The 22,701-nt window shown below is 56.8% G+C and carries 22 protein-coding genes; 6 read left to right on the forward strand and 16 right to left on the reverse strand.

The window, feature by feature from the left end; translation table 11 throughout:
• Nucleotides 1-188: 188 nt before the first annotated feature.
• The 3 genes from E0E20_RS08245 to E0E20_RS08255 all read left to right on the forward strand — a co-directional run bounded on the left by E0E20_RS08245 (nucleotide 189) and on the right by E0E20_RS08255 (nucleotide 3,679).
• A complete protein-coding gene (locus E0E20_RS08245) occupies nucleotides 189-1,655 on the forward strand; it encodes a carbohydrate ABC transporter substrate-binding protein (protein WP_130837732.1) in 1,467 nt (488 codons plus the stop codon).
• A 195-nt stretch (nucleotides 1,656-1,850) separates the two neighbouring features.
• Nucleotides 1,851-2,843: a carbohydrate ABC transporter permease gene (locus E0E20_RS08250; RefSeq protein WP_130837733.1), complete on the forward strand. Its 993-nt coding sequence runs from the start codon at nucleotides 1,851-1,853 to the stop codon at nucleotides 2,841-2,843.
• On the forward strand, nucleotides 2,840-3,679 hold the full coding sequence (locus tag E0E20_RS08255; RefSeq protein ID WP_130837734.1) for a carbohydrate ABC transporter permease: 840 nt from the start codon (nucleotides 2,840-2,842) through the stop codon (nucleotides 3,677-3,679). The genes E0E20_RS08250 and E0E20_RS08255 overlap by 4 nt, the downstream gene beginning before the upstream one ends.
• 53 nt (nucleotides 3,680-3,732) lie before the next feature.
• Here the strand turns inward: E0E20_RS08255 and E0E20_RS08260 are convergent, their stop codons facing one another.
• The gene (locus tag E0E20_RS08260) at nucleotides 3,733-4,704 is read right to left on the reverse strand and encodes a helix-turn-helix domain-containing protein (RefSeq protein WP_130837735.1); all 972 of its coding nucleotides are present in this window, start codon (nucleotides 4,702-4,704) and stop codon (nucleotides 3,733-3,735) included.
• Nucleotides 4,705-4,866: 162 nt separating this feature from the next.
• Between E0E20_RS08260 and E0E20_RS08265 the strand changes: the two genes are divergently transcribed.
• A complete protein-coding gene (locus E0E20_RS08265; protein ID WP_130837736.1) occupies nucleotides 4,867-7,080 on the forward strand; it encodes a glycoside hydrolase family 3 C-terminal domain-containing protein in 2,214 nt (737 codons plus the stop codon).
• Here the strand turns inward: E0E20_RS08265 and E0E20_RS08270 are convergent.
• From E0E20_RS08270 to E0E20_RS08315, 9 genes are all read right to left on the reverse strand, one after another.
• Nucleotides 7,043-7,564 carry a DNA-deoxyinosine glycosylase gene (locus E0E20_RS08270; protein WP_130837737.1) on the reverse strand — a complete coding sequence of 174 codons (522 nt, stop codon included), beginning with the start codon at nucleotides 7,562-7,564 and terminating at the stop codon, nucleotides 7,043-7,045. The genes E0E20_RS08265 and E0E20_RS08270 overlap by 38 nt on opposite strands.
• A 247-nt stretch (nucleotides 7,565-7,811) precedes the next feature.
• A complete protein-coding gene (locus E0E20_RS08280) occupies nucleotides 7,812-8,759 on the reverse strand; it encodes an RluA family pseudouridine synthase (RefSeq protein ID WP_130837739.1) in 948 nt (315 codons plus the stop codon).
• 292 nt (nucleotides 8,760-9,051) lie between these two features.
• Nucleotides 9,052-9,525: a VOC family protein gene (locus tag E0E20_RS08285; protein ID WP_130837740.1), complete on the reverse strand. Its 474-nt coding sequence runs from the start codon at nucleotides 9,523-9,525 to the stop codon at nucleotides 9,052-9,054.
• Nucleotides 9,526-9,584: 59 nt separating this feature from the next.
• On the reverse strand, nucleotides 9,585-10,103 hold the full coding sequence (locus E0E20_RS08290) for a VOC family protein (protein ID WP_130837741.1): 519 nt from the start codon (nucleotides 10,101-10,103) through the stop codon (nucleotides 9,585-9,587).
• A gap of 27 nt (nucleotides 10,104-10,130) precedes the next feature.
• Nucleotides 10,131-10,973 (reverse strand): sugar phosphate isomerase/epimerase family protein, encoded by an 843-nt coding sequence (locus tag E0E20_RS08295; RefSeq protein ID WP_130837742.1) that lies wholly within the window; start codon nucleotides 10,971-10,973, stop codon nucleotides 10,131-10,133.
• A gap of 49 nt (nucleotides 10,974-11,022) precedes the next feature.
• Nucleotides 11,023-12,144, reverse strand: a complete 1,122-nt coding sequence (locus tag E0E20_RS08300; RefSeq protein WP_130837743.1) for a Gfo/Idh/MocA family protein — start codon at nucleotides 12,142-12,144, stop codon at nucleotides 11,023-11,025.
• A 45-nt stretch (nucleotides 12,145-12,189) separates the two neighbouring features.
• Entirely contained in the window at nucleotides 12,190-13,071 is an 882-nt protein-coding gene (locus E0E20_RS08305) for a carbohydrate ABC transporter permease (protein WP_130837744.1), read from the reverse strand.
• Between the two features lie 49 nt (nucleotides 13,072-13,120).
• The gene (locus tag E0E20_RS08310; protein ID WP_130837745.1) at nucleotides 13,121-13,972 is read right to left on the reverse strand and encodes a carbohydrate ABC transporter permease; all 852 of its coding nucleotides are present in this window, start codon (nucleotides 13,970-13,972) and stop codon (nucleotides 13,121-13,123) included.
• Nucleotides 13,973-14,051: 79 nt separating this feature from the next.
• Nucleotides 14,052-15,500, reverse strand: coding sequence for an extracellular solute-binding protein (locus E0E20_RS08315; RefSeq protein WP_165444037.1), 1,449 nt, complete (start codon nucleotides 15,498-15,500; stop codon nucleotides 14,052-14,054).
• 283 nt (nucleotides 15,501-15,783) lie between these two features.
• On the opposite strand from E0E20_RS08315, the gene E0E20_RS08320 reads away from it, so the two are divergent.
• On the forward strand, nucleotides 15,784-16,881 hold the full coding sequence (locus tag E0E20_RS08320; protein ID WP_130837747.1) for an AraC family transcriptional regulator: 1,098 nt from the start codon (nucleotides 15,784-15,786) through the stop codon (nucleotides 16,879-16,881).
• On the opposite strand, the gene E0E20_RS08325 is transcribed toward E0E20_RS08320, so the two are convergent.
• Nucleotides 16,778-17,266: a peptidylprolyl isomerase gene (locus E0E20_RS08325; RefSeq protein ID WP_130837748.1), complete on the reverse strand. Its 489-nt coding sequence runs from the start codon at nucleotides 17,264-17,266 to the stop codon at nucleotides 16,778-16,780. The genes E0E20_RS08320 and E0E20_RS08325 overlap by 104 nt on opposite strands.
• Before the next feature lie 42 nt (nucleotides 17,267-17,308).
• On the opposite strand from E0E20_RS08325, the gene E0E20_RS08330 reads away from it, so the two are divergent.
• Nucleotides 17,309-18,250: a GNAT family N-acetyltransferase gene (locus tag E0E20_RS08330; RefSeq protein WP_130837749.1), complete on the forward strand. Its 942-nt coding sequence runs from the start codon at nucleotides 17,309-17,311 to the stop codon at nucleotides 18,248-18,250.
• Between the two features lie 164 nt (nucleotides 18,251-18,414).
• Here the strand turns inward: E0E20_RS08330 and E0E20_RS08335 are convergent, their stop codons facing one another.
• Genes E0E20_RS08335 through E0E20_RS08355 form a run of 5 tightly spaced genes read right to left on the reverse strand, consistent with a single transcriptional unit; the run spans nucleotide 18,415 to nucleotide 22,563 of the window.
• The gene (locus E0E20_RS08335) at nucleotides 18,415-18,690 is read right to left on the reverse strand and encodes an HPr family phosphocarrier protein (protein ID WP_130837750.1); all 276 of its coding nucleotides are present in this window, start codon (nucleotides 18,688-18,690) and stop codon (nucleotides 18,415-18,417) included.
• 52 nt (nucleotides 18,691-18,742) lie between these two features.
• Nucleotides 18,743-19,681, reverse strand: coding sequence for a DNA-binding protein WhiA (whiA, locus tag E0E20_RS08340; protein WP_130837751.1), 939 nt, complete (start codon nucleotides 19,679-19,681; stop codon nucleotides 18,743-18,745).
• Between the two features lie 7 nt (nucleotides 19,682-19,688).
• A complete protein-coding gene (gene rapZ, locus E0E20_RS08345; protein WP_130837752.1) occupies nucleotides 19,689-20,552 on the reverse strand; it encodes an RNase adapter RapZ in 864 nt (287 codons plus the stop codon).
• Between the two features lie 3 nt (nucleotides 20,553-20,555).
• A complete protein-coding gene (gene murB, locus E0E20_RS08350) occupies nucleotides 20,556-21,599 on the reverse strand; it encodes a UDP-N-acetylmuramate dehydrogenase (RefSeq protein WP_165444038.1) in 1,044 nt (347 codons plus the stop codon).
• Between the two features lie 31 nt (nucleotides 21,600-21,630).
• Complete coding sequence (locus tag E0E20_RS08355) at nucleotides 21,631-22,563, reverse strand: ROK family glucokinase (RefSeq protein ID WP_330508883.1); 933 nt, start codon at nucleotides 22,561-22,563, stop codon at nucleotides 21,631-21,633.
• Between the last annotated feature and the right edge of the window lie 138 nt (nucleotides 22,564-22,701).

The following is a 22,701-nucleotide window of genomic DNA, read 5'->3' on the forward strand; positions in this document are numbered from 1 at the left end:
GCCTTGTCTTTTTGTATATTTTGTACAATATTTATTTGATTATGTTTTATTTTATGTGCATTAAGGCAACATATGTCAAATTGAAAGCAATATATGTCAAAACTTAAAACGTTTAAGGTGCTTTAATGAGAGTGTCGCAGAAACAAAAGAAACGTGGCCGCGATTTCTGTATCATTATGGAGGATAACATGAAAAAGAAAGCATTCGCTGTATTACTGACCGGTGCGATGGCAGCCTCTGTCCTGAGCGCCTGCGGCGGAACAGCTCCCGCACCGGCGGCTGATAACGTCGCTTCGGAAACCGGGACTGCCGCTGAGGAGGCTGACGCGGAGACTTCCGCAGAGGAAGAGACCGCAGAAGCGGCTCCTGCATCAGGCGGCGGCGCCGGCACGATCAATCTCTGGACTTTCACGGATGAAGTTCCGGGCATGGTCGATCATTTCCTCAAGGATCATCCGGACTTCCCTTACAAGGTCAATTCGACGATCATCGCGACAACGGACGGCGCATATCAGCCCGCTCTGGATCAGGCCCTGCAGGCCGGCGGCGCAGAGCAGCCCGATATTTACTGCGCCGAGTCCGCATTTGTTCTGAAATACACCAAGGGCGACATGCAGGATTTTGCGATGCCTTATAAGGATCTCGGCATCGACATCGACGCCAGGGTCAAAGAGGCCGACATCGCGCAGTACACCGTCGACATCGGCTCCAATACCGACGGAGAGATCGACGCTCTCGGCTATCAGGCGACCGGCGGCGCATTCATCTATCGCCGCTCTATCGCCAAGGATGTGTTCGGAACCGACGATCCCGCAGAGATCTCCAAGATCATCGGCGGTGGCTCCGGCTCATGGAACAAGTTCTGGGAGGCTGCAAAGACGCTTGCGGATTCCGGCGCTGCCATCGTTTCCGGCGACGGCGACATCTGGCATGCGGTGGAGAACAGCTCCGATACCGGCTGGCTGAACGATGCGGGTCAGCTCCAGATCGATCCCAAGCGCGAGGCATTCCTCGACATCTCCAAGGATCTCACCGACAACGGCTGGTCCAACCAGACGCAGGACTGGCAGGATGCGTGGTTCGCCGATATGAAGGGCGAGGGCAGCAAGCCGGTATTCGGCTTCTTCGGACCGGCATGGCTGATCAACTACACGCTGGCTCCCAACTGCGGCGGCGAGGCTGTCGGCGAGGGAACCTACGGCGACTGGGCAGTCTGCGATTCCCCGATCGGCTTCTTCTGGGGCGGCACATGGATCGTCGCCAACAAGAACATGGATACGGCCAAAATCGATGCGGTTCGTCAGATCATCGAGTGGATCACGCTTGACTGCACCGAGGACGGCCTGCAGTACAAGTGGGCCAACGGCACGCTGAACGGCGAGGGCGGCACCAAGGATTCCGTCGGCTCCGGCACCGTCATGGCGATGTCCGACGGTTCTCTGGATTTCCTCGGCGGAGAGAATATGTTCGATTACTTCGTCCCTGCGAACCAGTATGCAAACGGCAAGAACCTCACGCAGTACGACGAGTCCATCAACACCGCATGGAGAGATCAGGTCCGCGCATATGCGGCCGGTGAAAAGGATCGCGACGCGGCGATTGCAGACTTCAGGCAGGCCGTTGCCGACAACCTCGGCATTGAGGCCGCACAGTAAGATCGGGTTTTACGGCAAGGGACATCTGCTCCGCTGCTGATAAAATCTTGTTTCATACCCGGCAGGACAGTCTTTCAGGCTGCCCTGCCGCCTCCTTTGTTCCTGACAACACCGTTCGCTGTATCTGAACGGCAGACGTTTTCGCAGTTCGGTATGGCAGCGGCCTGCAGAAACCGCTCTGCGCTGGAGAAATACATGAAAAAGAAAAAAAAGCACAACAGCTATGCGAAATACGGCTATCTGTTCAGCCTGCCTTTCGTCATCGCCTACTGCATTTTCTCCCTGTATCCGACACTCTACACCGCCGTCATCGGCTTCACGGATCTCAAGGGCATCGGGAAGACCTCGTTCCGTTTTCTCACGGAGGATCTGTTCCTGAATTTCCGGACGATACTCACCAGTCCCACCTTTCAACTTTCCTTTAAGAACACGGTCCTCATGTGGGTGTGCAACTTCATTCCGCAGCTTGCTCTCGCCCTGCTTCTCACCGCATGGTTCACGGACCGGCGCTTCAAGATTCCCGGCGAGGGCGCTTTCAAGGTTCTGTTCTACATGCCCAATATCATCACGGCAGCCACCATTGCGATCCTTTTCAACGCACTGTTCGGCTACCCGATGGGGCCTGTCAACGACCTCCTGACCCGCTTCCACATTCTCAGCGAGCCGTATAATTTCCTCATCAAAAAGGATATTGCACGGGGCGTCGTCATCTTCATTCAGACGTGGATGTGGTACGGCTATACCATGATTATTCTGATTTCCGGCGTGCTCGGCATCAGCCCGGAGATCTTCGAGGCCGCCGAGGTGGACGGCGCAAACGGCTGGCAGACATTCTGGCTTGTCACACTGCCGAATATCCGGACCATCCTCCTCTTTACGCTTGTCACAAGTCTGATCGGCGGACTGAATATGTTCGATATCCCCAAGCTGTTCCTCATGGGAGGGCCGGACAACGCTACAATCACAACCGGCGTGTTCATTTACAATCAGGCGTTCAGCGGCGCATACATGTACAACCGGGCCGCCGCCACCTCCATGATCATGTTCGCGATCATCGTCGTGCTCTCGGCAGTTCTGTTCTTTGTGCTGCGGGATAAGGATGAAGCGAAGCTGAACCGGGAGATCCGGAGACAGGTCAGGGAAGAAAAGAAAAGGCGGAGAGCCGCCGGAAAGGAGACGGCAAGATGAAAAACGCAAATCATTACGGCGCGAAGACTGCTATTTTCATTATCTCCGTCCTCCTCGCCATTCTCAGCGTAATGCCCTTTATCATCATGATTGTGAACGCGACGCGCTCCACAACGCAGATTCAGCAGCACGCCGTGTCGGTCATCCCCTCGGTCTATCTGCTGAAAAATATGAAGATCCTGCTCGGCAAGAGCTTCCATCCCGCCGTGGGCTTCATGAACTCCCTGATCGTCTCGGTGTTCACCACGGCGCTGGCCACCTATTTCTCCACCATGACCGCCTATTCGCTGGTGGTCTATGAATGGAAGCTCCGCGACTCGTTCTTCCGCTTCATTCTCGCGGTTATGATGATTCCGGCGCAGATCACGATGATCGGCTTCTACCAGATGGTCTACAAGCTTCACATGACCAACCGGCTGCTGATGCTGATTCTGCCCGCAATCGCCTCGCCGGCCATGGTCTTCTTCATGCGTCAGTATATGAAGCCGGCGCTCTCCATGGAGATCGTGCAGTCGGCCCGCATCGACGGCGCAAAGGAGCTCTACACCTTTAACCACATCGCGCTGCCGATCATGAAGCCGGCCATCGCAACGCAGGCCATCTTCACCTTTGTGTCGAGCTGGAACAACCTGTTCACACCGCTGGTACTGCTCACGGATCAGAAGCGCTACACGCTGCCGATCATGATTTCACTGCTGCGCGGCGACATTTACAAGACGGAGTACGGCGCGGTATATCTGGGTCTGACGCTGACGGCCCTCCCGCTGATCATTGTTTACCTGCTCCTGTCGAAGTACATCATCGCCGGCGTCGCTCTGGGCAGCGTCAAGGGCTGAAGCGCATGGGCCAGGGCGCATTCGTAATACGTAACTGAACTCGCAGCTGAGGCTCATGTCTGAAACTCTCCTCCGCGGTACCGCTCTGCATAGGAGCGGTACCGTCTTGGCGAGAGGCCGGTGCATTTCTTGAAGCTGCGGCTGAACGTCGCCAGATTGTGAAAACCCGCCTTATAGGCCACCTCCGTGACGGAGAGATTTTCCGAGAGCAGCTCCTGCGCCGCATGGATCCGCTTATTCATCAGATGATCGGTAAAGGTCGTGCCCGTATACTCCCGGAAGAGCCTTGAAAAATGAAAGCGGGAGAGGCCGACGCGCTCCGCCGCCTGATCGAGAGAGATATCCTCGGCATAATGCTCGTCGATATAGGACAGAAGCTGCGCAAAGCGGCTGTAATTATTCAGGTTGTGCGCGTCTCCTCCGACAGAGAAATTATTCGTCCGCAGGAAATAGTCCCGCCCGATCGAAGCATACATTCGGGTGATCTCCGCGTAGGCGAACATTTCCCACATGTTTTCCTGTTGGAAATAGTAATCCACGATTTTATCAAGGCAGCGGCTGACTTTCGCATACAGCTCCGGGCACCCGGTCTGTGTGATGAACAGCGCCTGCGTGAACCTCGGCTGAATACTCGCGTAGTCCAGAAACAGAGCCAGCGGTTCCGGATCGAAAAGCATAACGAAGCGCGCCCCCTCCCGGTTTCCGAGAAGACGGTGCAGCATATGCGAGGGAATCAGCAAGATATCGCCGACAGACAGATTAAAGGTTCTGCCGCCGGCTGTCACAGTATAACCGTTTTCCAAACAGCGTATCATTTCCATCGCCGCATGATGGTGCTGCGCATAACCCTCCATCTGGCAGTTGTACCAGATCCGGAAATGGGATCCCGGGAGATAATCCACCTGCTCCAGAGATCCCTGCACGGTTCTCCCCGCGTAATCCTGTACGTCCGACTGCCGATACTGAACCGGTGTATTATCCGTCATATTGCGGTGAAATTCGCGGATTCTTTCTGCCTTTATCATACTTTCCCCTTTTCCGCGAGACGAATTTCAGATTCGCCGATGCGATCTGCGACGTCCGGGCAGCCACGCCGCCCGCGCATTTCTGTTTCCTGTATTATACTATATTCTACGACACTTGCACCGCAGGTTCAGTCCTGCAGAACGGAGCATCAAATGGCACATATGGATCGAAAAGAAGCGGTAAAAAGAGCCGCGGCTCTCGTCGCGGAAATGACGCTGGAGGAAAAGGCCTCCCAGCTCCGCTACGATTCCCCAGCGATCGAGCGTCTGGGAATACCGGAATATAACTGGTGGAACGAGGGCCTGCACGGCGTGGCAAGAGCCGGCACCGCCACGGTCTTCCCGCAGGCGATCGGCCTCGCCGCCGCCTTTGACGAAGATCTGATGCACAAAATCGGAGACGCCGTCGCCGAGGAGGGGCGGGCCAAGTACAACGCCCAGTCGCGCCGGGGCGACCGGGACATCTACAAGGGACTGACTTTCTGGTCCCCCAACGTCAATATTTTCCGCGATCCCCGCTGGGGACGGGGACATGAGACCTACGGCGAGGATCCTTTCCTCACGGGCTCCCTCGGCGTCGCTTTTGTAAAGGGTCTGCAGGGGGACGGCGAATATATGAAAGCGGCCGCCTGCGCCAAGCACTTTGCCGTTCACTCCGGTCCGGAGGCGGTGCGCCATGAGTTCAATGCCGTCGCATCCAAAAAAGATATGGAAGAAACTTATCTTCCCGCATTCGAAGCCTGCGTCCGGGAGGGCGGCGTCGAGGCCGTCATGGGGGCCTACAACCGCACCAACGGCGAGGTATGCTGCGGGAGCCCCGCCCTGCAGGAGATCCTGCGCGGCAAATGGGGCTTTGAGGGGCATTTCGTTTCCGACTGCTGGGCGATCCGCGATTTTCACGAGCATCATCACGTCACCTCCACACCGGAGGAATCCGCTGCGCTGGCAATACGAAACGGCACGGACGTGAACTGCGGCTGCGTCTATCAGAAGCTCCTCGGCGCCGTGAAGCAGGGTCTCGTCTCCGAGGAGGAGATCACCCGCTCCTGCGTCCGGCTCTTTACCACACGCTTCCTGCTCGGTCTCTTTGATCACACCGAGTACGACGCGATCCCGTATTCACGCGTCGAATGTCCCGAGCATCTGCAGCTCTCGGACCGCGCCGCGGCAGAGGGCATCGTACTGCTCCGGAACAACGGCGTTCTTCCTCTGGATATCAGGGAGCTCCGCACCGTCGGCGTGATCGGCCCCAACGCCGATTCCCGCACGGCGCTCATCGGCAATTACCACGGAACCGCCTCCCGCTATATCACCGTGCTGGAGGGACTGCAGGACGCTCTCGGCTATCACCGCGGCGATCCGGGAGATATCCGCGTTCTGTACTCGCAGGGCTGCGATCTGGAAAATGATAACGTCGAGCCGCTCTCGCGTCCGGAATCCGCCGACCGGCTGGCGGAGGCGCTCACCGTCACCGCCGAATCAGACGTTGTCATTCTCGTCATCGGCCTCGATGAAACCCTTGAGGGCGAAGAGGGAGACGACGGCAACGCGTATTTTTCCGGCGATAAAAAGGATCTCAGCATTCCGCCGTTCCAGCTTGAGATGATGAAAGCGGTTCTGCGCGAGGCACATGCCCTCGGCAAAAAGACCGTTCTTGTCAACATGTCTGGCTCCGCGCTCGATCTCTCTCTCCCGGAGGAGCAGGCCGACGCCGTTCTGCAGGCATGGTATCCCGGCGCGCGGGGAGGCAGAGTTCTCGCGGATATTCTCCTCGGAAGCGTCTCGCCCTCCGGAAAGCTCCCCGTGACATTCTATCGCAGTGCGGAGGATCTTCCGGACTTTGAGGACTACTCGATGAAAGGGAGAACCTACCGCTACTACGGCGGCACGCCGCTCTATCCTTTCGGCTACGGGCTGACCTACGGCGACTGCCGTGCGGATGCGGTTTCCGCGGCGCTCTGCACCGCTCCCGCAGACGAAAGCACAGACGCCGCAGGCGGGAACGAGGCGGCCACCGCCGGAGCAGACGGGCGCTTTGACGGCGCGGATGTCACGGTGCAGGTGCACAACGAGGGGACGGCAACCGAAGACGTTCTGCAGCTCTATATCCGGGACGAGACCTCGCCCTGCGCCGTGCCTCACCCCTGTCTGTGCGGCTTCCGCCGGCTGCCGCTCGGAAAAAATGAAACCCGGACCGTCACTCTGCACATTCCCGCCCGCTCCTTTACCAGCGTGAACGAAAATGGCGAGAGAGCGATCCGGGGACAGCGCTTTACCGTCTATGCGGGCTTCTCACAGCCGGATGAAAGGAGCGCCGCGCTCACCGGCAGACGCCCTGTCAGCACGACGGTCGAATTACCGACCATGCCTCAATGAGCTTTCCCAGACTCCACGCCGCGTTGGCCGGGCTGGAGGAGGGGAGCTTCTCCGCGGGGCGGCCGATCCGCGGCAGAGTATATCTCTCATAGACGCGGAATGCCGTTCCCCCATTGACAAAAATACGATCGACCCTGCTGTGATCCAGTATCACCGCGAGGTCGGTCGTTTTTACATTGCGGATTGTGCTGTCTGCCGAGCCGACGATATCGCACTCCTCGATGACATCCCAGAGAGCGATGCCATGCCGCAGGGCGAGCGAGCGTTTTGCCGGAATATCGTCCGGCTCCGGCATCTCCTCCTGAAACAGCGCACTGAGGATTCTCCAGAAGCGGTTCTGCGGATGTCCGTAATAAAACCTCTGCTCACGGGATTTTACCGAGGGAAAGCTCCCGAGAATCAGCGTCCGGGAATCCCGGTCAAACAGCGGCCCGAAATCATCGTGCGTAAGATGCACATAGCGGCTCTCTTCTGTTCCTTTCATGCGTCTCCTCCTGCCTCACATTAAAAAGCCAACCTCATTCTCAGGTTGGCCGATTTCCTAATCACTGGGATGATGCCCGGATTTAAGCGGAGGCCGATTGCCAACATCCTTCACTGACAAGGTTTAGGATATCTATTTGATTTGTATGCCTATTTCACGCATCATATCATACAGGTTAATAGTTTTAACACCGAAATGATCTGCTACATCAGGAATCTTTGCGTAACAAAAATATTTCTGATATGCATTAATTTTGCATTGCCCGCCGGAAATCCTCCGGAAGCGGCGCCGAAAACCGCAGCCTCTCTCCCGTAAAGGGCTGAATGAACTCCGCCTCCGACGCATGGAGCAGCGCCCGGCCGGGCCCGCCCTGTTTCGGCCCTGTTCCTCCGTAAAGTGTGTCCCCATAGAGCGGATGACCCTCCGACATCATATGAACCCGGATCTGATGCGTCCTCCCGGTATCGATGTGGAGCCGCAGAAGCGACAGCACCGGCCTCGAGCATCTGTTGTCCGGCGGCAGAAGCACTTTCTCGACATGATAGTGTGTGACCGCCCTCCTGCCTCCTCCCGGCGGGGCCGTCTGCTGACGGAACAGTGAGGACGGATCGGCTTCGAGCGGCCGGTCTATGGTTCCCTCCGTCCCCTCTTCACCGACCGCTCCCTCCGCCAGCGCAAGGTAGGTTCTCCGGAAGCTCCCCGCAAGTCGCTGTGCCGCGAGCCTGCCGGAGGCCGCCCGGTTCACGGCAAGCACCAGAACTCCCGAGGTCTCGCGGTCAAGCCTCCCCACGACGCGGCACACCGCATCCCTCCCCTGCCGGGCATAGTACCCCGCGGCCGCATTGAGCAGGGTATCGCTGTAATGCCCGTGGGTCGGGTGAACCACGACGCCGGCCGGCTTGTTCAGCACGAACACATCCTCGTCCTCAAAAAGGATATCCAGAGCCCCGTCGGACGGAACGACCCGGCTGTCGCTCCCCTCCGCGAGCACCACCCGGAGCGTCTGACCCGGGAGAATGCGGTCTTTCACCGTGACGGAGCGGCCGTCCGCCGTAATGCCGCCCGGCGTAAATTTGGCGTGCCTGATCTCGTGACCGGTGACACCGATGCAGTTTTTCAAAATCAGATTGACAAGTCCCCCGGCAGTAGACGCGAGGTCTTCCTGCCGGAGGACATAACTTAGAATCCTATCCATAGCATGTGATTGCCTGATTCAATTGCCCGATTCCATTTCCCCATTCAATCAACTGTTTCAATCGACTGATTCCATCGTCTGATTTACGGCGCTGTGCATTGTCCGCCTGTCTGCCTTACGCCAGCGGACTTTCGAGCGCCGCGCCCAGAGGCTCAGCGGATCGGTAGCAGATCCTCGCCTGCGCCGTTCCGAGAGCCTCATGCCCTTTTTTTATTATAACATCCGCGGCTGTGTAACAGCTGCTTTTCTCTGTTATACGAAACTTTCACAGAAGACCGCCGGGCCAGACGACCTATCGGAAGCTTTCCAGAAGCTCGATCCGGCATTTCAGCGTCCTGTGAAGAGACAAGTAAACATATTTCCCGCTGGCGTCTCCATAAAAGCCCTCCTGTTCCACAACAGCATCGTACTCTTCCACAAGCTGCTTCACGACCTCATCGGCATTATCCACATTGAACGCAACATGATGCAGGCCCTCTCCGATCCTCTCCATCTCGTCCCGCCATACAGAATGTTCCTTGTTCGGCTCGATGAGCTCAAGCTGCAGGCCAGGAAGAAGCTCAAAGAAGCACAGACTGCTGTTCACAAGCGGCGCATCCTTTCCGTACAGCCTTGTTTTACACACCTCATACTCCCCGCAGGGCTGAGTCGGAGGCACCGGCACACCGAGAAGCGACGCCCAGTTCTTCTTCACCTCATCCACGTTTTCCACCACCATTGCCACCTGTGCGAAATTACTTCTTTTGAGAATTCCCTCCAGACCCATTCTGTTCCCCTTTCCCGACGACTGACTATCACATCACCTGCCGTCTCTATCTTATAATGTTATAATTGTTGCTCCTGTTCCGAATTGTCCATCCGACTCCGGATTTCCGCTATTCTCGCAGAATTGTCCCTGTCGACCTTGAGATTGATCTCACTCCGCAGTGCCTCCCACGTGTCGTAAAACGCATAGGACTGCTCCGGATAAAAGCCAATGTGATACGGCGTCCCGCTTCCGGTGAGCTTCTGTATCGTCTTCTCCGCCTCCGCCTCGTCCGGTGCCAGAAACGCAATATGGCAAAAGCCCTCACCATGCTTTTCAAGAAAAGTCCTCCAAGGACTCGGTCCATCATCCGGCTGGCATAGCTCAAGCACCAGATTATCGAGCTGTATAACAGATATAAGGCAGTTCTCATACTGTTCCGGTTTCCCATCCGTCAGCACCGGCGCGACCTCCGGCCCGGGAATCTTCCATATGGCAGGCTTTTCGATGCCCAACAACTCCGCCCAGTTGGCCGTGAGCTTTTCAATGTCGCGAGCCACAAAGGAAATGTGTACCGCTTTCTTCGTTCTTATCGACATCTGTGTCTCCCTTTCCGCATTTCGCCGTCATACTGTCACCGCAATTCCTTCCCGCCGCAGTCTCTCTTTTACATAAGCAAGGCTGTCAAGATACTCCCGGTCCGTTTTCAGATGCTCAATCAGAACCGGCATGTCCTCATCCACGTCATTCATGAGGCGAATATACTTCTCGATATTGAGCGTCCCGTTTCCGCAGCGTGTCTCCTCCAGCTGGAACGTCAGTTCTTCCCGCAGCCGGATATCCTTGAGGTGGCAGCTGCAGATCCGGTCCCCGAGCTTGTCGAAGCACTCCTCCAGAAACTCATCCGAAAAGAAATATCGCTCCGGACAGTTGATCATATTCACGATATCCAAATGAACGCCGAACGCCTCCCGATCGACCGCCTCACAGAGTTTCAGAATCTCATCCGGCCCCGTGGGGATCATCCACGGCATCGGTTCGATGCTGAACTCGGTATTCTTCGGCCGGACCGTATCGATCAGCTCCCGGATGTACTCCACCGTCCGGTCCCAGCACTCTCCGGAAAAATTTTCACGGTAGCCGCCGTCCCAGACCGGCCCGCCCCATGTTCCCGCTATATTGACGCAGCACCGCGCGCCGATTGCCTCGGCGAGCCGGAGCTGTCCCTCCGCACGTTCACGGGCCTCACGCCGTTCCTGCGGATTAACGGCAAAAACGTTCCTCCATATCCCCACCTCCGCAATTACCAGTCCGTTCGCACGCGCCGCGTTGACATAATCCGCGATCTGATTCTCCGGCGCGGTGAAATCCAGTGGGAAATTGACGCAGCCGCAGCCCAGTTCTTTCATTTTTGCAGCCCATTCCCCTGCCGTTTCGTGCGCGAGCGGAGAAGAAAGTCCCAGTCTCATTGTGACAGTCTCCTTTCCGGTATGTTTTTCTTATACTGACAGAAAAACGTTATTTTACGGCCACTGCCGTCTCATAGTGCGTCACCAGCTCATACGGTCTGCCGGTTTCCGCCGACCGCATGATCCCTGTCATGATATCCACGACATGAACTCCCAGCATGCCATTCGACTCATTCATTCCATCCTCCGCAATCGCCCGGGCAAGCTCAGCCACTCCCGCCCCGCGCACATACTCTCCCACATCCTGAAAGAGCTCCGGCAGGCGGAGCGGCTCACCGTTTCCCGTATCCGTTCCCCCGAAGCTTCCGGCAAGCTTCTGCTCTTTTCGGTAGATCTGCGGCACACCTCCATACATATTCGGATCCGGGACGTTCAGAGTCCCGTCCGTGCCGTAAATCTCAAACATCGGAAGACTGCTGTGCCAGATGTCAAAGCTGAAATTCATCGTGACCAGAACGCCGCTCCGCATCGTAAGCACAATCGAATAAAACGTCGGCGTCTCGACCGGAATCCGGTCGCCGAAATGCGGCTGCGAAAAAATTTCCCGCTCCTGCCATCCGGTTCCGGACACCGCATAGACCGAGGCCGCCTCGCCGAACAGCGACACCAGTGCGGCAAAATAGTAACCGCCCATATCACAGATCGGCCCCCCGCCCTCCCGGTAATAACTGTACGGTTCCGGATGCCATGTCTCCACTCCGCTGTTCATCATATTGGCACTGACATACAGCGCCTTCCCGATCCAGCCGTCTTTCACGAGTTTGCGACAGGTTTTGAAAGAGCTTCCAAGAAACGTGTCCGGAGCACAGCCGATGCGCAGCCCTTTCTCCTCCGCGAGGGCAAGCGTCCCCTGCGCATCCTCAAGAGTCAAAGCAAACGGCTTCTCACAGAACAGGTTCTTGCCTGCCGCAAGAATACGGCGATTCAGCTCCGTATGAGAGCGAGGCGGCGTCAGATTGATCACCAGCTCAATGCTCCCGTCACAAAGCAGTTCCTCCACACTGCAGGCCTGCGCGATCCCGAATTTTTCCGCCTGCTCCCGTGCCCGCTCCTCCACCGCATCCGCGACAGCCCGGATGCAGAGCTCCTTTTCCCACAGCCTTTGCAGATCCCGGAGGTAGACGCTGCTGATCACTCCGCACCCTATGATTCCCACTCCGACCCGCCTCACAAAGCTCCTTTCCTGCAGGCCCCGCCTGCTCTGTGTACCCCTGCGTTAACCCATCTCGGTCTCTCCGAAACGGAAACCCTTGAACAGCGCCGCAATAATGATCATCGCCATCAACAGCATGATCCATGCCTGTGCCGACGCATAGCCCATTTTGAAAAAGGTGAACGCATTCTGATAAAGATACAGGGAATAAAACATCGTCGCGTTGCTCGGTCCTCCCTCCGTCATGATATAGGGCTCCGCAAACCACTGAAACACACCGATAATCAGCGTCACCACATTGTAGAGAATGGTCGGCCGCAGAAGAGGTACCGTGATGTAGAAAGATTGTCGGACAAAGCCCGCCCCGTCGATCGCTGCCGCGTCATAAAGGGTCGGAGAGATATCCTGGAGCCCCGCCAGATAAATAATGACCGCATTGCCGCAAGTCCATATCATCATGAGGAGAAATGCCGGCTTCGCCCATGCCGGGCTCGAGAGCCAACCAGGTCCCCGGATGCCGATATAACCAAGCAGGGTATTGACAATCCCGCTGTCCGGCTGCATCACCCAGATCCAAAGAAGACAGGCCACCACGGTCGGCACCAGCGTCGGAACGAAAAAAACCACCCGCATCCAGCCCGTTCCCCGGAGCTTGCGGTAATTAAGAAGAACAGAAACCGTCACGGCAATGACGGTCGTCACCGGAACGCCGATCAGAATCATGTACGCCGTATTAAAGCAGGACGCCAGAAATGTTCTATCCCGGAGCAGATTGATATAATTCGCTGCACCGATGAACTTCGGCGCACCGATCACAGAATAATTGCACATACTGTAATACAGCGAGCACAGAATCGGATACAGCGTGAAAATCAGAAAACCGAGCATCCACGGCAGCACAAACAGCAGACCGCTGCGCGCCTCCCTTCGTTCTCTGCGTGTCATACGCACCCTCCTCTCGGGGCAAACCGCCTTTCTCCGTCGGATCACCGCGTCACCCCTTGATGCCGCTCATGGTGATCCCCTGTATGAAATACCTCTGCAGCAGAAAAAACAGAATCAGCACCGGAATAACCATGACCGCCCCCAGCGCCAGAAGAAGCTCCCAGTTCGGGTCCAGATTTGACCGAAGCATTGAGGCCGCAAGAGACAACGTATAGCGCTGGTCACTGCCGAGAAAGATCAGAGGTCCGAGAAAATCATTCCATGCCCGCATAAACGACATAATTGCAACCGTTGCGAGAACCGGCTTGGAAATCGGCAGAAACAGCCTCGCATAGATCTGCAGCTCATTTGCCCCGTCAATCCGAGCCGATTCCGTGATCTCCCGCGGGATTCCTGCCAGAAACTGCCGCATCAGAAAAATATAAAATGCATTCCCGAAAAAGCCGGGAACCGTCAGCGGCAGAAAGGTACCGATCCAGCGAAGCTTTGTAAACATCATGTAGACCGGAATCAGCGTGACCTGATACGGCAGAATCATAGTCACAATTACAATCATGAACACCTTGTCCCGTCCCGGCCAGCGGAGTCTCGCAAAGCCGTAGCCCACAAGAGAATTGGACACAAGAGCCGCAATGATATTAAACACTACAATGATCAGCGTATTCCGCAGATAGCGGAAAAACGGGATATTATGAAATACCGCATAATAGTTGTCAAACGTCCATTTCTCCGGCAGCCAGTGAAACGGTACAGAAAACAGCTCACTGGTCGTCTTGAATGAGCCGGTGAGAAGAAACAGGAACGGAAGCAGGAATATCATGGCGAACAGAAAAAGCAGCAGATAAATCAGCCCCCGCCGGAAAGCGACACCCGCTTTATAAAGATTTATATTCTTCGTCATATCGCCTCACTTCCCAGGACAAATATCCTGCGGACGCCTGCAAAAACAGAGCGTCCGCAGACCGGCATCCAGTCGGATACTACTTTGTCTCCATTGTTCTCTGCATGTTGTCCTCCAGCTCTTTCAGAACCGTCTGAGGATCCGCCCCCTGATAAACCACGTTGTCACGGACCGTCTGGAACTGAGAGGCGAGCTCCGCAGATACCGAACACAGTGCAGGAATGCCATTCTCGGGAGAATTGGCAATTCTGCGTTCGAGCGCATACATCTCATCCCCGTTCTTTGTAAGACTTACATCATCAAACGCCGCGTCAATAACCGGAATGGAACGCCACTGCGCAAAATTGTCCTCATTGACCGAACCCTGCTCGCAGAACTTGATGAACAGTGCCGCCAGCTCCGATTTTTCCGGGGATGTTCCCTGCGGAATCGCAAACACATTGCAGCCGAACGTCGTCGACTCTGCTCTTCCTCCCTCAGGAACCGGGACCGGGCACACCTCGTATGGCACATCGGGCGCATACCGTCGGAGAGCCTCCGAAAACCAATTGCCGGTAATCGTCATGGCGACCTTCCCCGTCATGAACGGATGATCCGGGGAAAACATCCCGCCAAGCCCCGAGGAAAACGCATTGATCCTTTCCGCGTCATACTTTGCTGCAAAATCCCGGATCCATTTCATATAGATGATCATGGCATCGCTGGTCAGATTGATCCTGTTCGTCTCCTTTTCATAGGGATTTGCTCCGAACAGATACGGAAGAGTAAACGCATCGTTCCCCGAATCCAGCCACGGAATCAGACCGAAACGCGTATAGCTTCCATCCGCCGTCTGTATGGTCATCGCATCCGCCCACACATTCAGCTCCTCCAGATTCTTCGGCGGCTTCTCCGGATCCATCCCGCACTCGCGCACAATCTCCGGATTGTAATACAGCATGATGACATTCGTATCCTGCGGAACAAGATAGATTTTATCGTTGTAATACATCACATCCCTGCAGCCCGCAAAGAACGATGAGGTATCAAGACCGATTGCTTTCAGCTTCTCATCCAGCGGCATGAACGATCCCTCCGCCGCATACTGATATGCACTCACCGGGCTGTCTGTCACCAGCAGATCCGGAGCCGTTCCCCCCGCGATCGCCGATAGCAGCTTACCGTTATTGATTCCGGCGCCGTCCGGGACATACTGCACCTCACAACTTATGCCGAGGTCACGGTATGCCTCATTAAATGCGTCCACCCGTGTCTGATCCCAGTCCGCCGAGTCCCCCGTAAAGGCAGACCAGTAGGTAAAGGAGCCAGAGAAACCCGGATCCGTCACTTCCACCTCAATCTGAGAATTTCCCATTGTCACGGTCTTTATCGACGTCTTTGCGTCTGCCAGAGCGCTCTTTTCCGCCTCTGACGCAGGCGCTTCTCCGGCCGGCACCTCCGCTGCCGGCGACGTGCTCCCGCAGCCCGAAAAAACAGTGGCAAACAGCGCTGATGCCGTAACCAGTGCCAGTCCCTTTCTATTTTTCATCGTCTGTCCTCCTTTCATTCCACATCATCCGCAGCGGGTCTGTTTTCATACTAAATAGAGGCAAATAATAAGTCTCATCAGTTATTGCATTATTTTTACTATTTTTTGCCAAAATCCCATTATCTTTTTTTATTATCTCTGATTTTTCTTTCTTTCTATGTGTAATTATGATATTTTTAGAATATATATGCTTTGTTTTTCGTGATTCTGTGCATTTCCTGCTGTATCCAGTATAAATTTTTCAGATTTCAGTTCCTGTTTTTTGCCCAAAAGGAGTCCGGACATGAAGCTGAACAACAAAGAAGTCCTCCGTTTCGATCATCCGGAAATCAATGTCGCCTTAGATAAATCCCCCGGTTCCTTTCCCACGCACTGGCATGTTTCCGCTGAATTTGTGCAGGCGCTGGCCGACGGCTGCATAGACACTGTAGGCGGAACCCCGTACCACCTGTGTCAGGGCGATATCCTGCTTGTCTGGCCGGCAGAACTCCATTCTACCGACAGTGCTCCCAAAGGAAAACAGTTGATTCTCCAGTTCAGTCCCCAGATCCTTGACCAGCACCACGATCTCTCCATGTATCTGCGTCAGCTCACCAAATATCATCTGATTTCCCGCGCAGATTTCCCGCAGCTGAACAGGGAGATTTCCGTATTGCTCCAGGAGATACGAACCTTTTATTACTCCGGCGATCCTTTTATCGAGACAGAAATCAAGCAGCGCATCATATCCATCCTCCTCGCCCTCGCACGGAACGCTATGGAAGACCCGCAAAGTGCCCTGTCCCCCCGCAACTCGTCTAACGAGGCTTTCATCAAAATAAAATATGCCTGCTCATACATCAGCAGGCATTGTCAGACAGACCTTTCTGAAGAAGAGATCGCGCAGATCGCAGGCCTGTCACGTTATTATTTTTCCCGTATATTCCGCACCTACACGGGCTCCACTTTCAAGGAATATCTCTCCCGAAAACGAATTGAACAGGCAGTGGGGCTCCTGTCTTATCCGTCTCTTTCCATCACGGACACCGCGTTTCAGTCGGGTTTTCAAAGCATCTCGAGCTTTAACCGCGTCTTCCGGCAGATCACCGGCTGCTCCCCCAGCAAGTACCGCACTCTGTACGCAAGGGAAAACGACCACCCGGCTCTGACATGCAGAAGAAACCGTTACGGATATGAGATCGTCGAAACCATATCAAAGGCCATCGACGTGTCGGAGGGAACCATCCATACCCCCTCCTGCGAAGACTCGTCGGCGCCGCAACCGGCCCCGTCCGCTTTTATCCCACCGCAATGGTTGCAATCACCTGATCCTCATACGGCCGGTCGCTCCAGTCCGTTTTCGTCCCCGCGATCCGATCGAGCACATCAAGCCCCTCGGTGATCCTGCCGAACGCGGCGTACTGCCCGTCGAGGTGCGGCGCGTCCGCATGCATGACAAAAAACTGAGAGCCAGCGGAATTGGGATCCATGGTGCGCGCCATGGACAGAACCCCGCGCGTATGCTTCAGATCATTCTTGACCCCGTTGCCCGCAAACTCACCCTTGATCGTCCAGCCCGGGCCGCCGGTTCCGGTTCCCTCCGGATCGCCGCCCTGAATCATAAAGCCGGGAATGATCCGATGAAAAATCAGCCCGTTATAAAAGCCGGAATCCGCCAGCTTTTTGAAATTCTCCACCGTAAGCGGCGCCGTATCGGGGTACAGCTCCCCGGCCATCACGCCTCCGTCTTTCATCGTGATTGTGATTCTGAGCGTTTTCTCTTCCATTGTTTTCTCCCATTTGTTCTGTCTGCGTGTTACGATAACGTCATGCTTCGTTTTGTACATTTTCTGGTCGATGATTCGGCCTGCACTTCCACTATATTACAGGAAACGCTGTCCGCTGTCACGGCGGCGCGCGACTCTGTCCGGGAAGATTTTGAGGGATCGGAGATTTTTCTCCTGTCCTCGCCGCTGCCAGACCGGGAGACCGCCGCCGAAGCGCTCTTCCTCGCAGACAGCGACGCCGGCCTGCGGCGCCTCCGGAACGAGGGCTTTTTATGCGCGGGGCTCCTGCACGAGTACAATTCCTGCGCCGCGATCTCCTCGGCACAGGAGATCGCGGCGCAGGCAGGGAATATGTGGCCCTCCGAATTTCGGCGCATCCACGCCCGGACGGCCGGCATCCCATGGACCGTGCTCACAACCGGGCGCCTCATCATCCGCGAGGCGGATGATCGGGATCTCCCGGAGCTTCTCACGCTCTGCCATGATCCCAAGACGCGCCGTTTTCTCCCCTGCGATCCGGCGGAGCCCGATGCCGCGCGGGACTTTCTGCGCGCCTATATCCAAAACATCTATCCGCTCTACAATTACGGCCTGTGGATGCTTGAAAGAAAACAGGGCGGGCGCCCCATCGGCCTCGCCGGTTTCTCCTTTCCACCGGAGAACAGCTCCGCTTCCGAGGCTGTCTCCTGCCCGGAGCTCAGCTATCTCATTGCCGGGGACATGCGGCGGCGCGGCTTTGCCGAGGAGGCCTGCCGCGCGATTCTGCGCTTTGCGTTCCGGGAGCTTGCCCTCGGGCGGGTCGAGGCCTGCACCCGCCCCGGGAATCTTCCGTCAAGGGCTCTCCTTGCAAAGCTCGGGTTCCATCCCGTCCCCTCCGCGCAGGGACAGCTTTGCCGGTACCGCCTCCTCCGGCCGGATCCGGCTCCCGAAGACACGTCAGATGCCCCGCTGCAGGCAGCAGATACGGACTCATCCGTTTTTTGATTTCCGGGCAGAAAAAATCCCTCTCTATTTCCGGTGTGAACTGCCGGGATGCAGAGAGGGATTAGCGTGAAAAATTACGCTGATGCGCTGATTTTGCGGCGCGTGCCTCGCACAAAGTGCTTCGGCATGATGATTTTTATACTGTTTTACCTTGCTTCAAAGCTTCAAAGACTTCCGTCTGCCGAGAGCAGACCTTTCAGAAAGGCCTCCAAGCCCTCCAGCGCAGCCTTTTCGTCGCTGCCGTCCGCCTCGATTGTGACCGCCTGCCCCTTGTCAAGGTCCAGCGTCATCATCCCCATGATGCTCTTGGCATTGACCTTAATCGTGCCGCACTCAATATGAATATTGCTTGCGTAGCGGCTTGCCACCTGTACCAGCTCTGCCACCGGGCGTGCATCGAGCCCGCCGGGAAGCCCCACCGTCATCGATTTACTGATCATAATCTCCTCCTTACCACTGATAACCAATGTATTGCCCCCCAACACATTAGTCTCATAAGGATTCCGACTGCCTGCGCAGCTCCTGTGCCGTCTCGGAGAGCTTCCGCAGTCTGTGATTCACTCCTGATTTTCCCACCGGCGGCACCGCCATATTTCCGAGCTCCAGCAGCGTCGCATCCGGATACCGCAGCCGGTTCTCAGCGGTCTGACGCAGAACCTCCGGAAGCGATCCGAAGCCGCCGTGCTCTTTCAGATAGCGGATATCTGTAATCTGCCGCCCGGATGCCGCTACCGTCTTCATCAGATTCGAGGTCTCGCAGTTGACCTGCCGGTTGATCTGGTTGGCGATTTCCTTTCGTATCTTCAGGTTTTCCATCGCCATGACGCTCCGATGCGCGCCCATCATGGTGAGAAGATCGGCAATCGCCTCGGACTCTTTCAGATAGACCACCTGACTGCTGCGCCGCAGCACCGTTTTCGCGTGAAGCGACTCCCGTGCCAGAAGACCGGTCAGCTCTTCCGCCTGCCGCTCCTCCGCGCACACAAACTCAAGATGATATTCCCTCCCCGGATCGCTCATGGAGCCGATGCAGAGAAAACATCCCCGGAGAAAGGCGCGGCGTGCGTCCTCCGTCCCCGGCGGCCGTCCCCCGTCCTCCGGCAGGCCGGAACCGGAAGTCCACAGCGCCTCCCGGACAGCCGCCCACTCTGCAAGGTTCTCCGGACCGATCCGCCGCAGTCCGCCCGAAAGCGCTTCGCTCAGCCGAGCCGCCGTCACTTTTTTGATAATACCGGCTTTCTGCAGCAAAGTAAAGCCCTTTCTGACCGCCTCCGTTCCTCCGGAGCGCAGGGAAATGCACGGTTTTCCCGACGTTCCGGGCGCAGACTCCCCCTCGCTGCGGAAAATGGCGGCGGCCTCCGCGAGCCTCCCCGCCCGGTCCGGAGAAATCACCGAAAGAAGTTCCGCTTTCACCTCTCCTGAAAAAGACATAGACCACCTACGAATGTTTTTTCTCGTCCCGATGAAACAGATTCAGACCATAAGCCCCGTGGTCCTTGAGCTCCCGGTACAGCTCGTTCGCCAGCGTGACGCTCCGGTGCTGCCCGCCGGTACAGCCCACCGCGATGACAAGCTGGTTTTTCCCCTCCTTGACATAGTAGGGGATCAGATAGCGGATCATGTCGATCAGCTTGTGCAGGAACTCCTGCGTCTGCGGAAAGGACAGAACATAGTCCCTGACCGGCGCGTCGTCCCCGGTCAGATGCTTCATCGAGTCAATATAATAGGGGTTCGGAAGAAAACGCACGTCAAAGACCAGATCGGCGTCCGCCGGGATCCCGTATTTGAAGCCGAACGACATGACGGAGACGATCAGGGAATTGTAATCCTTGTTTTCCTGAAAAATTTTGATCAGCTCCGCTTTCAGCTCCCGGGTCAGCAGATTGGATGTGTCGAACACATAATCCGCCTGCTCCTTGATGACGCGGAGAATTTCCCTCTCCCGCGCAATGCCCTCCTCCACGCGCCCGTTCGGCGCGACGGGATGCGCGCGGCGGGATTCCTTATAGCGCTTGATCAGAACCTCGTCGCTCGCGTCCATGAACAGAATCTGGTAGTCATAACCCTTTTCTTTCAGCGCGTTCAGGACATCCAGCACATAATCAAAGGAGCCGTCCGAGCGCACGTCGATGCCGATGCAGACCCGCGTGATTTCGCTGCCCGGCGCCGCCATCAGATCCATGAATTTGTCGATCAGGCGGACGGGAAGATTATCTACACAGTAAAAGCCCTGATCCTCCAGCATTTTGATGGCCGTCATTTTTCCGCCGCCGCTCATTCCCGTCACTACTACGATCTGCATACGTCAAAACTCCCCCAGCAGAATCACTTCCCGTTCGAGCGAAATCCCGCTGTTCTCCATCACCCGTTTCTGCACGGCCTCAATCACGGCGCGGAGCTCCGCCGCCGTGGCCCTGCCGCGGTTGATCACAAATCCGCAGTGCTTCTCCGAAACCTGCGCGTCCCCGATCCGAAAGCCCCGGAGGCCCGCCTCTTCGATGAGCTGTCCGGCAAAATGCCCCTCCGGTCTCTTGAACGTGCTCCCTGCGCTGCCAAATTCCAGCGGCTGTCTGGCGCGCCGTTTTTCCGCGAGCTCCTCCATCCTCTCCCGGATGCGCTCCGGCTCGTCCTCCGTGAGGGCAAACACTGCCCCCAGCGCTGCCGCGCCGCTCCCCCGGAGGATGCTGCGGCGATAGCCGAACTCCATTTCCTCACAGGAGCAGGTCTGCACACGCCCGTCCGGACAGAGCATGTCCGCCGACTCCACAACCCTTTTCATCTCTCCGCCGTAGGCTCCGGCGTTCATGACCAGCGCGCCGCCGACAGAGCCGGGGATTCCCGCGGCAAATTCGAGTCCCGCAAGACCGTGATCCCGCGCCGCCGCGCTGACGCCCGCAAGGGACGCCCCTGCCCCGCAGCAGATCCTCCGGCCGCACACCCGGATGGCATCCAGCCGCGGCAGCTCTGCGGGAAGCGGAAGCAGAAGCTCCCCGTCTCCGCCGGAGGACGCACCCTGCGTCCCCCGTGCCGCCGCTGCCGGCAGACGCTGCTCATCGACAGTATCCGTCAGGGAATACGGGCTCCGCGACGCCACGGAGACAACCGCGCCGCGAAAGCCCCCGTCCCCGACAAGAATATTTGTCCCTCTTCCGAGGAGAAAAACCGGCATCCCCGCTCCGGCGAGCAGAGCCAGCGTGCGCCGCAGCTCCGCCGCCGTGTATACCTGTATGAAAAGCTCCGCCGGTCCGCCGGTCCGAAACGAGCTGTGCGCGCTCATCGATTCCCCGGCGAGTATCTGTCCGTCTGCGAGAAAATCCCGCAGAGCGTCTGTCAATTCCGTGTTGTTCATCCGTGTTCCGTATCTGTTCCCCGTGTTGTTCTTACAGCACCAGCTTCGCCGCGCCGTACATTCCCGCATCATTTCCCAGTGTCGCCAGCGCAAACCGGACATCTGCCGCGCCTGGGAAACAATACTCTTTGAACGAGGGCTTCAGCAGGAAGATCAGATTGTCCCCGGCCTTGGATACGCCGCCGCCGAGAACGAAAATTTCCGGATTGAGCACCGATGCAACCACGGCCAGACCCTTGCCGAGATAATAGCCGTAGCGCTTCGTAATCTCCGCCGCAACCTCGTCCCCTTTCACCGCAGCGTCAAAAATGTCCTTGGAGCTGAGCTCTGAAAGTCCGTGGAGCACGCTCTTCTTTTTCGATTTTTCCAGAATACGCCGGCCGATCCGGACGACGCCGGTCGCCGAGGCGTACTCCTCAAAGCAGCCGTAATGCCCGCAGTTGCAGGCCTCCTTTTCGTCATCCTCCAGATGAAGATGCCCGATCTCTCCGCCGGCTCCGTCCGCGCCCGCCACCAGCTTTCCGCCGATGATGATGCCTCCGCCGACGCCGGTGCCCAGCGTGACCATGACCATATCGCGGTAGCCCTTGCCGCCGCCTTTCCAGCACTCGCCGAGGGCCGCGACATTCGCGTCGTTCCCCGCCGCAGTCTTAATGCCGGTCAGTCCCTCCATCGTCTCGCGGATGTTGAACGTGCCCCAGCCGAGATTGACCGCGCGGTGCACCGTACCGGTGCTGTCGACCGGGCCGGGAACGCCGATGCCGATGCCGATGACATCCTCCTTGTCCAGCCCCTCTTTCTCCAGCTTGCCGCTGATCGCTTCGGCGATATCCGGGAGAATATGAATCCCCTGATCGCCGGTTCTCGTGGGGATCTCCCACACGGACTGCTTATTCCCGTCCTTGTCGAACATCCCGATCTTGACCGTCGTGCCGCCTACATCCACTCCAAAAACACAGTTCATAATCATCTCCCTGCCGAAGCACTTTGTGCGAGGCACGCGCCGCAAAACCGCCTGCGCGGATTTTGCAGCTGCGATCAAAAGCTATTTGGGCTTCGGTACCAATAGCCGTGTGAAATCTCTGCGCCGGCGTGATTTTTC

Origin of the sequence: Lachnoclostridium sp. Marseille-P6806 (assembly GCF_900625025.1) — a bacterium.
Classification (GTDB): Bacteria; Bacillota; Clostridia; order Lachnospirales; family Lachnospiraceae; genus CAG-791.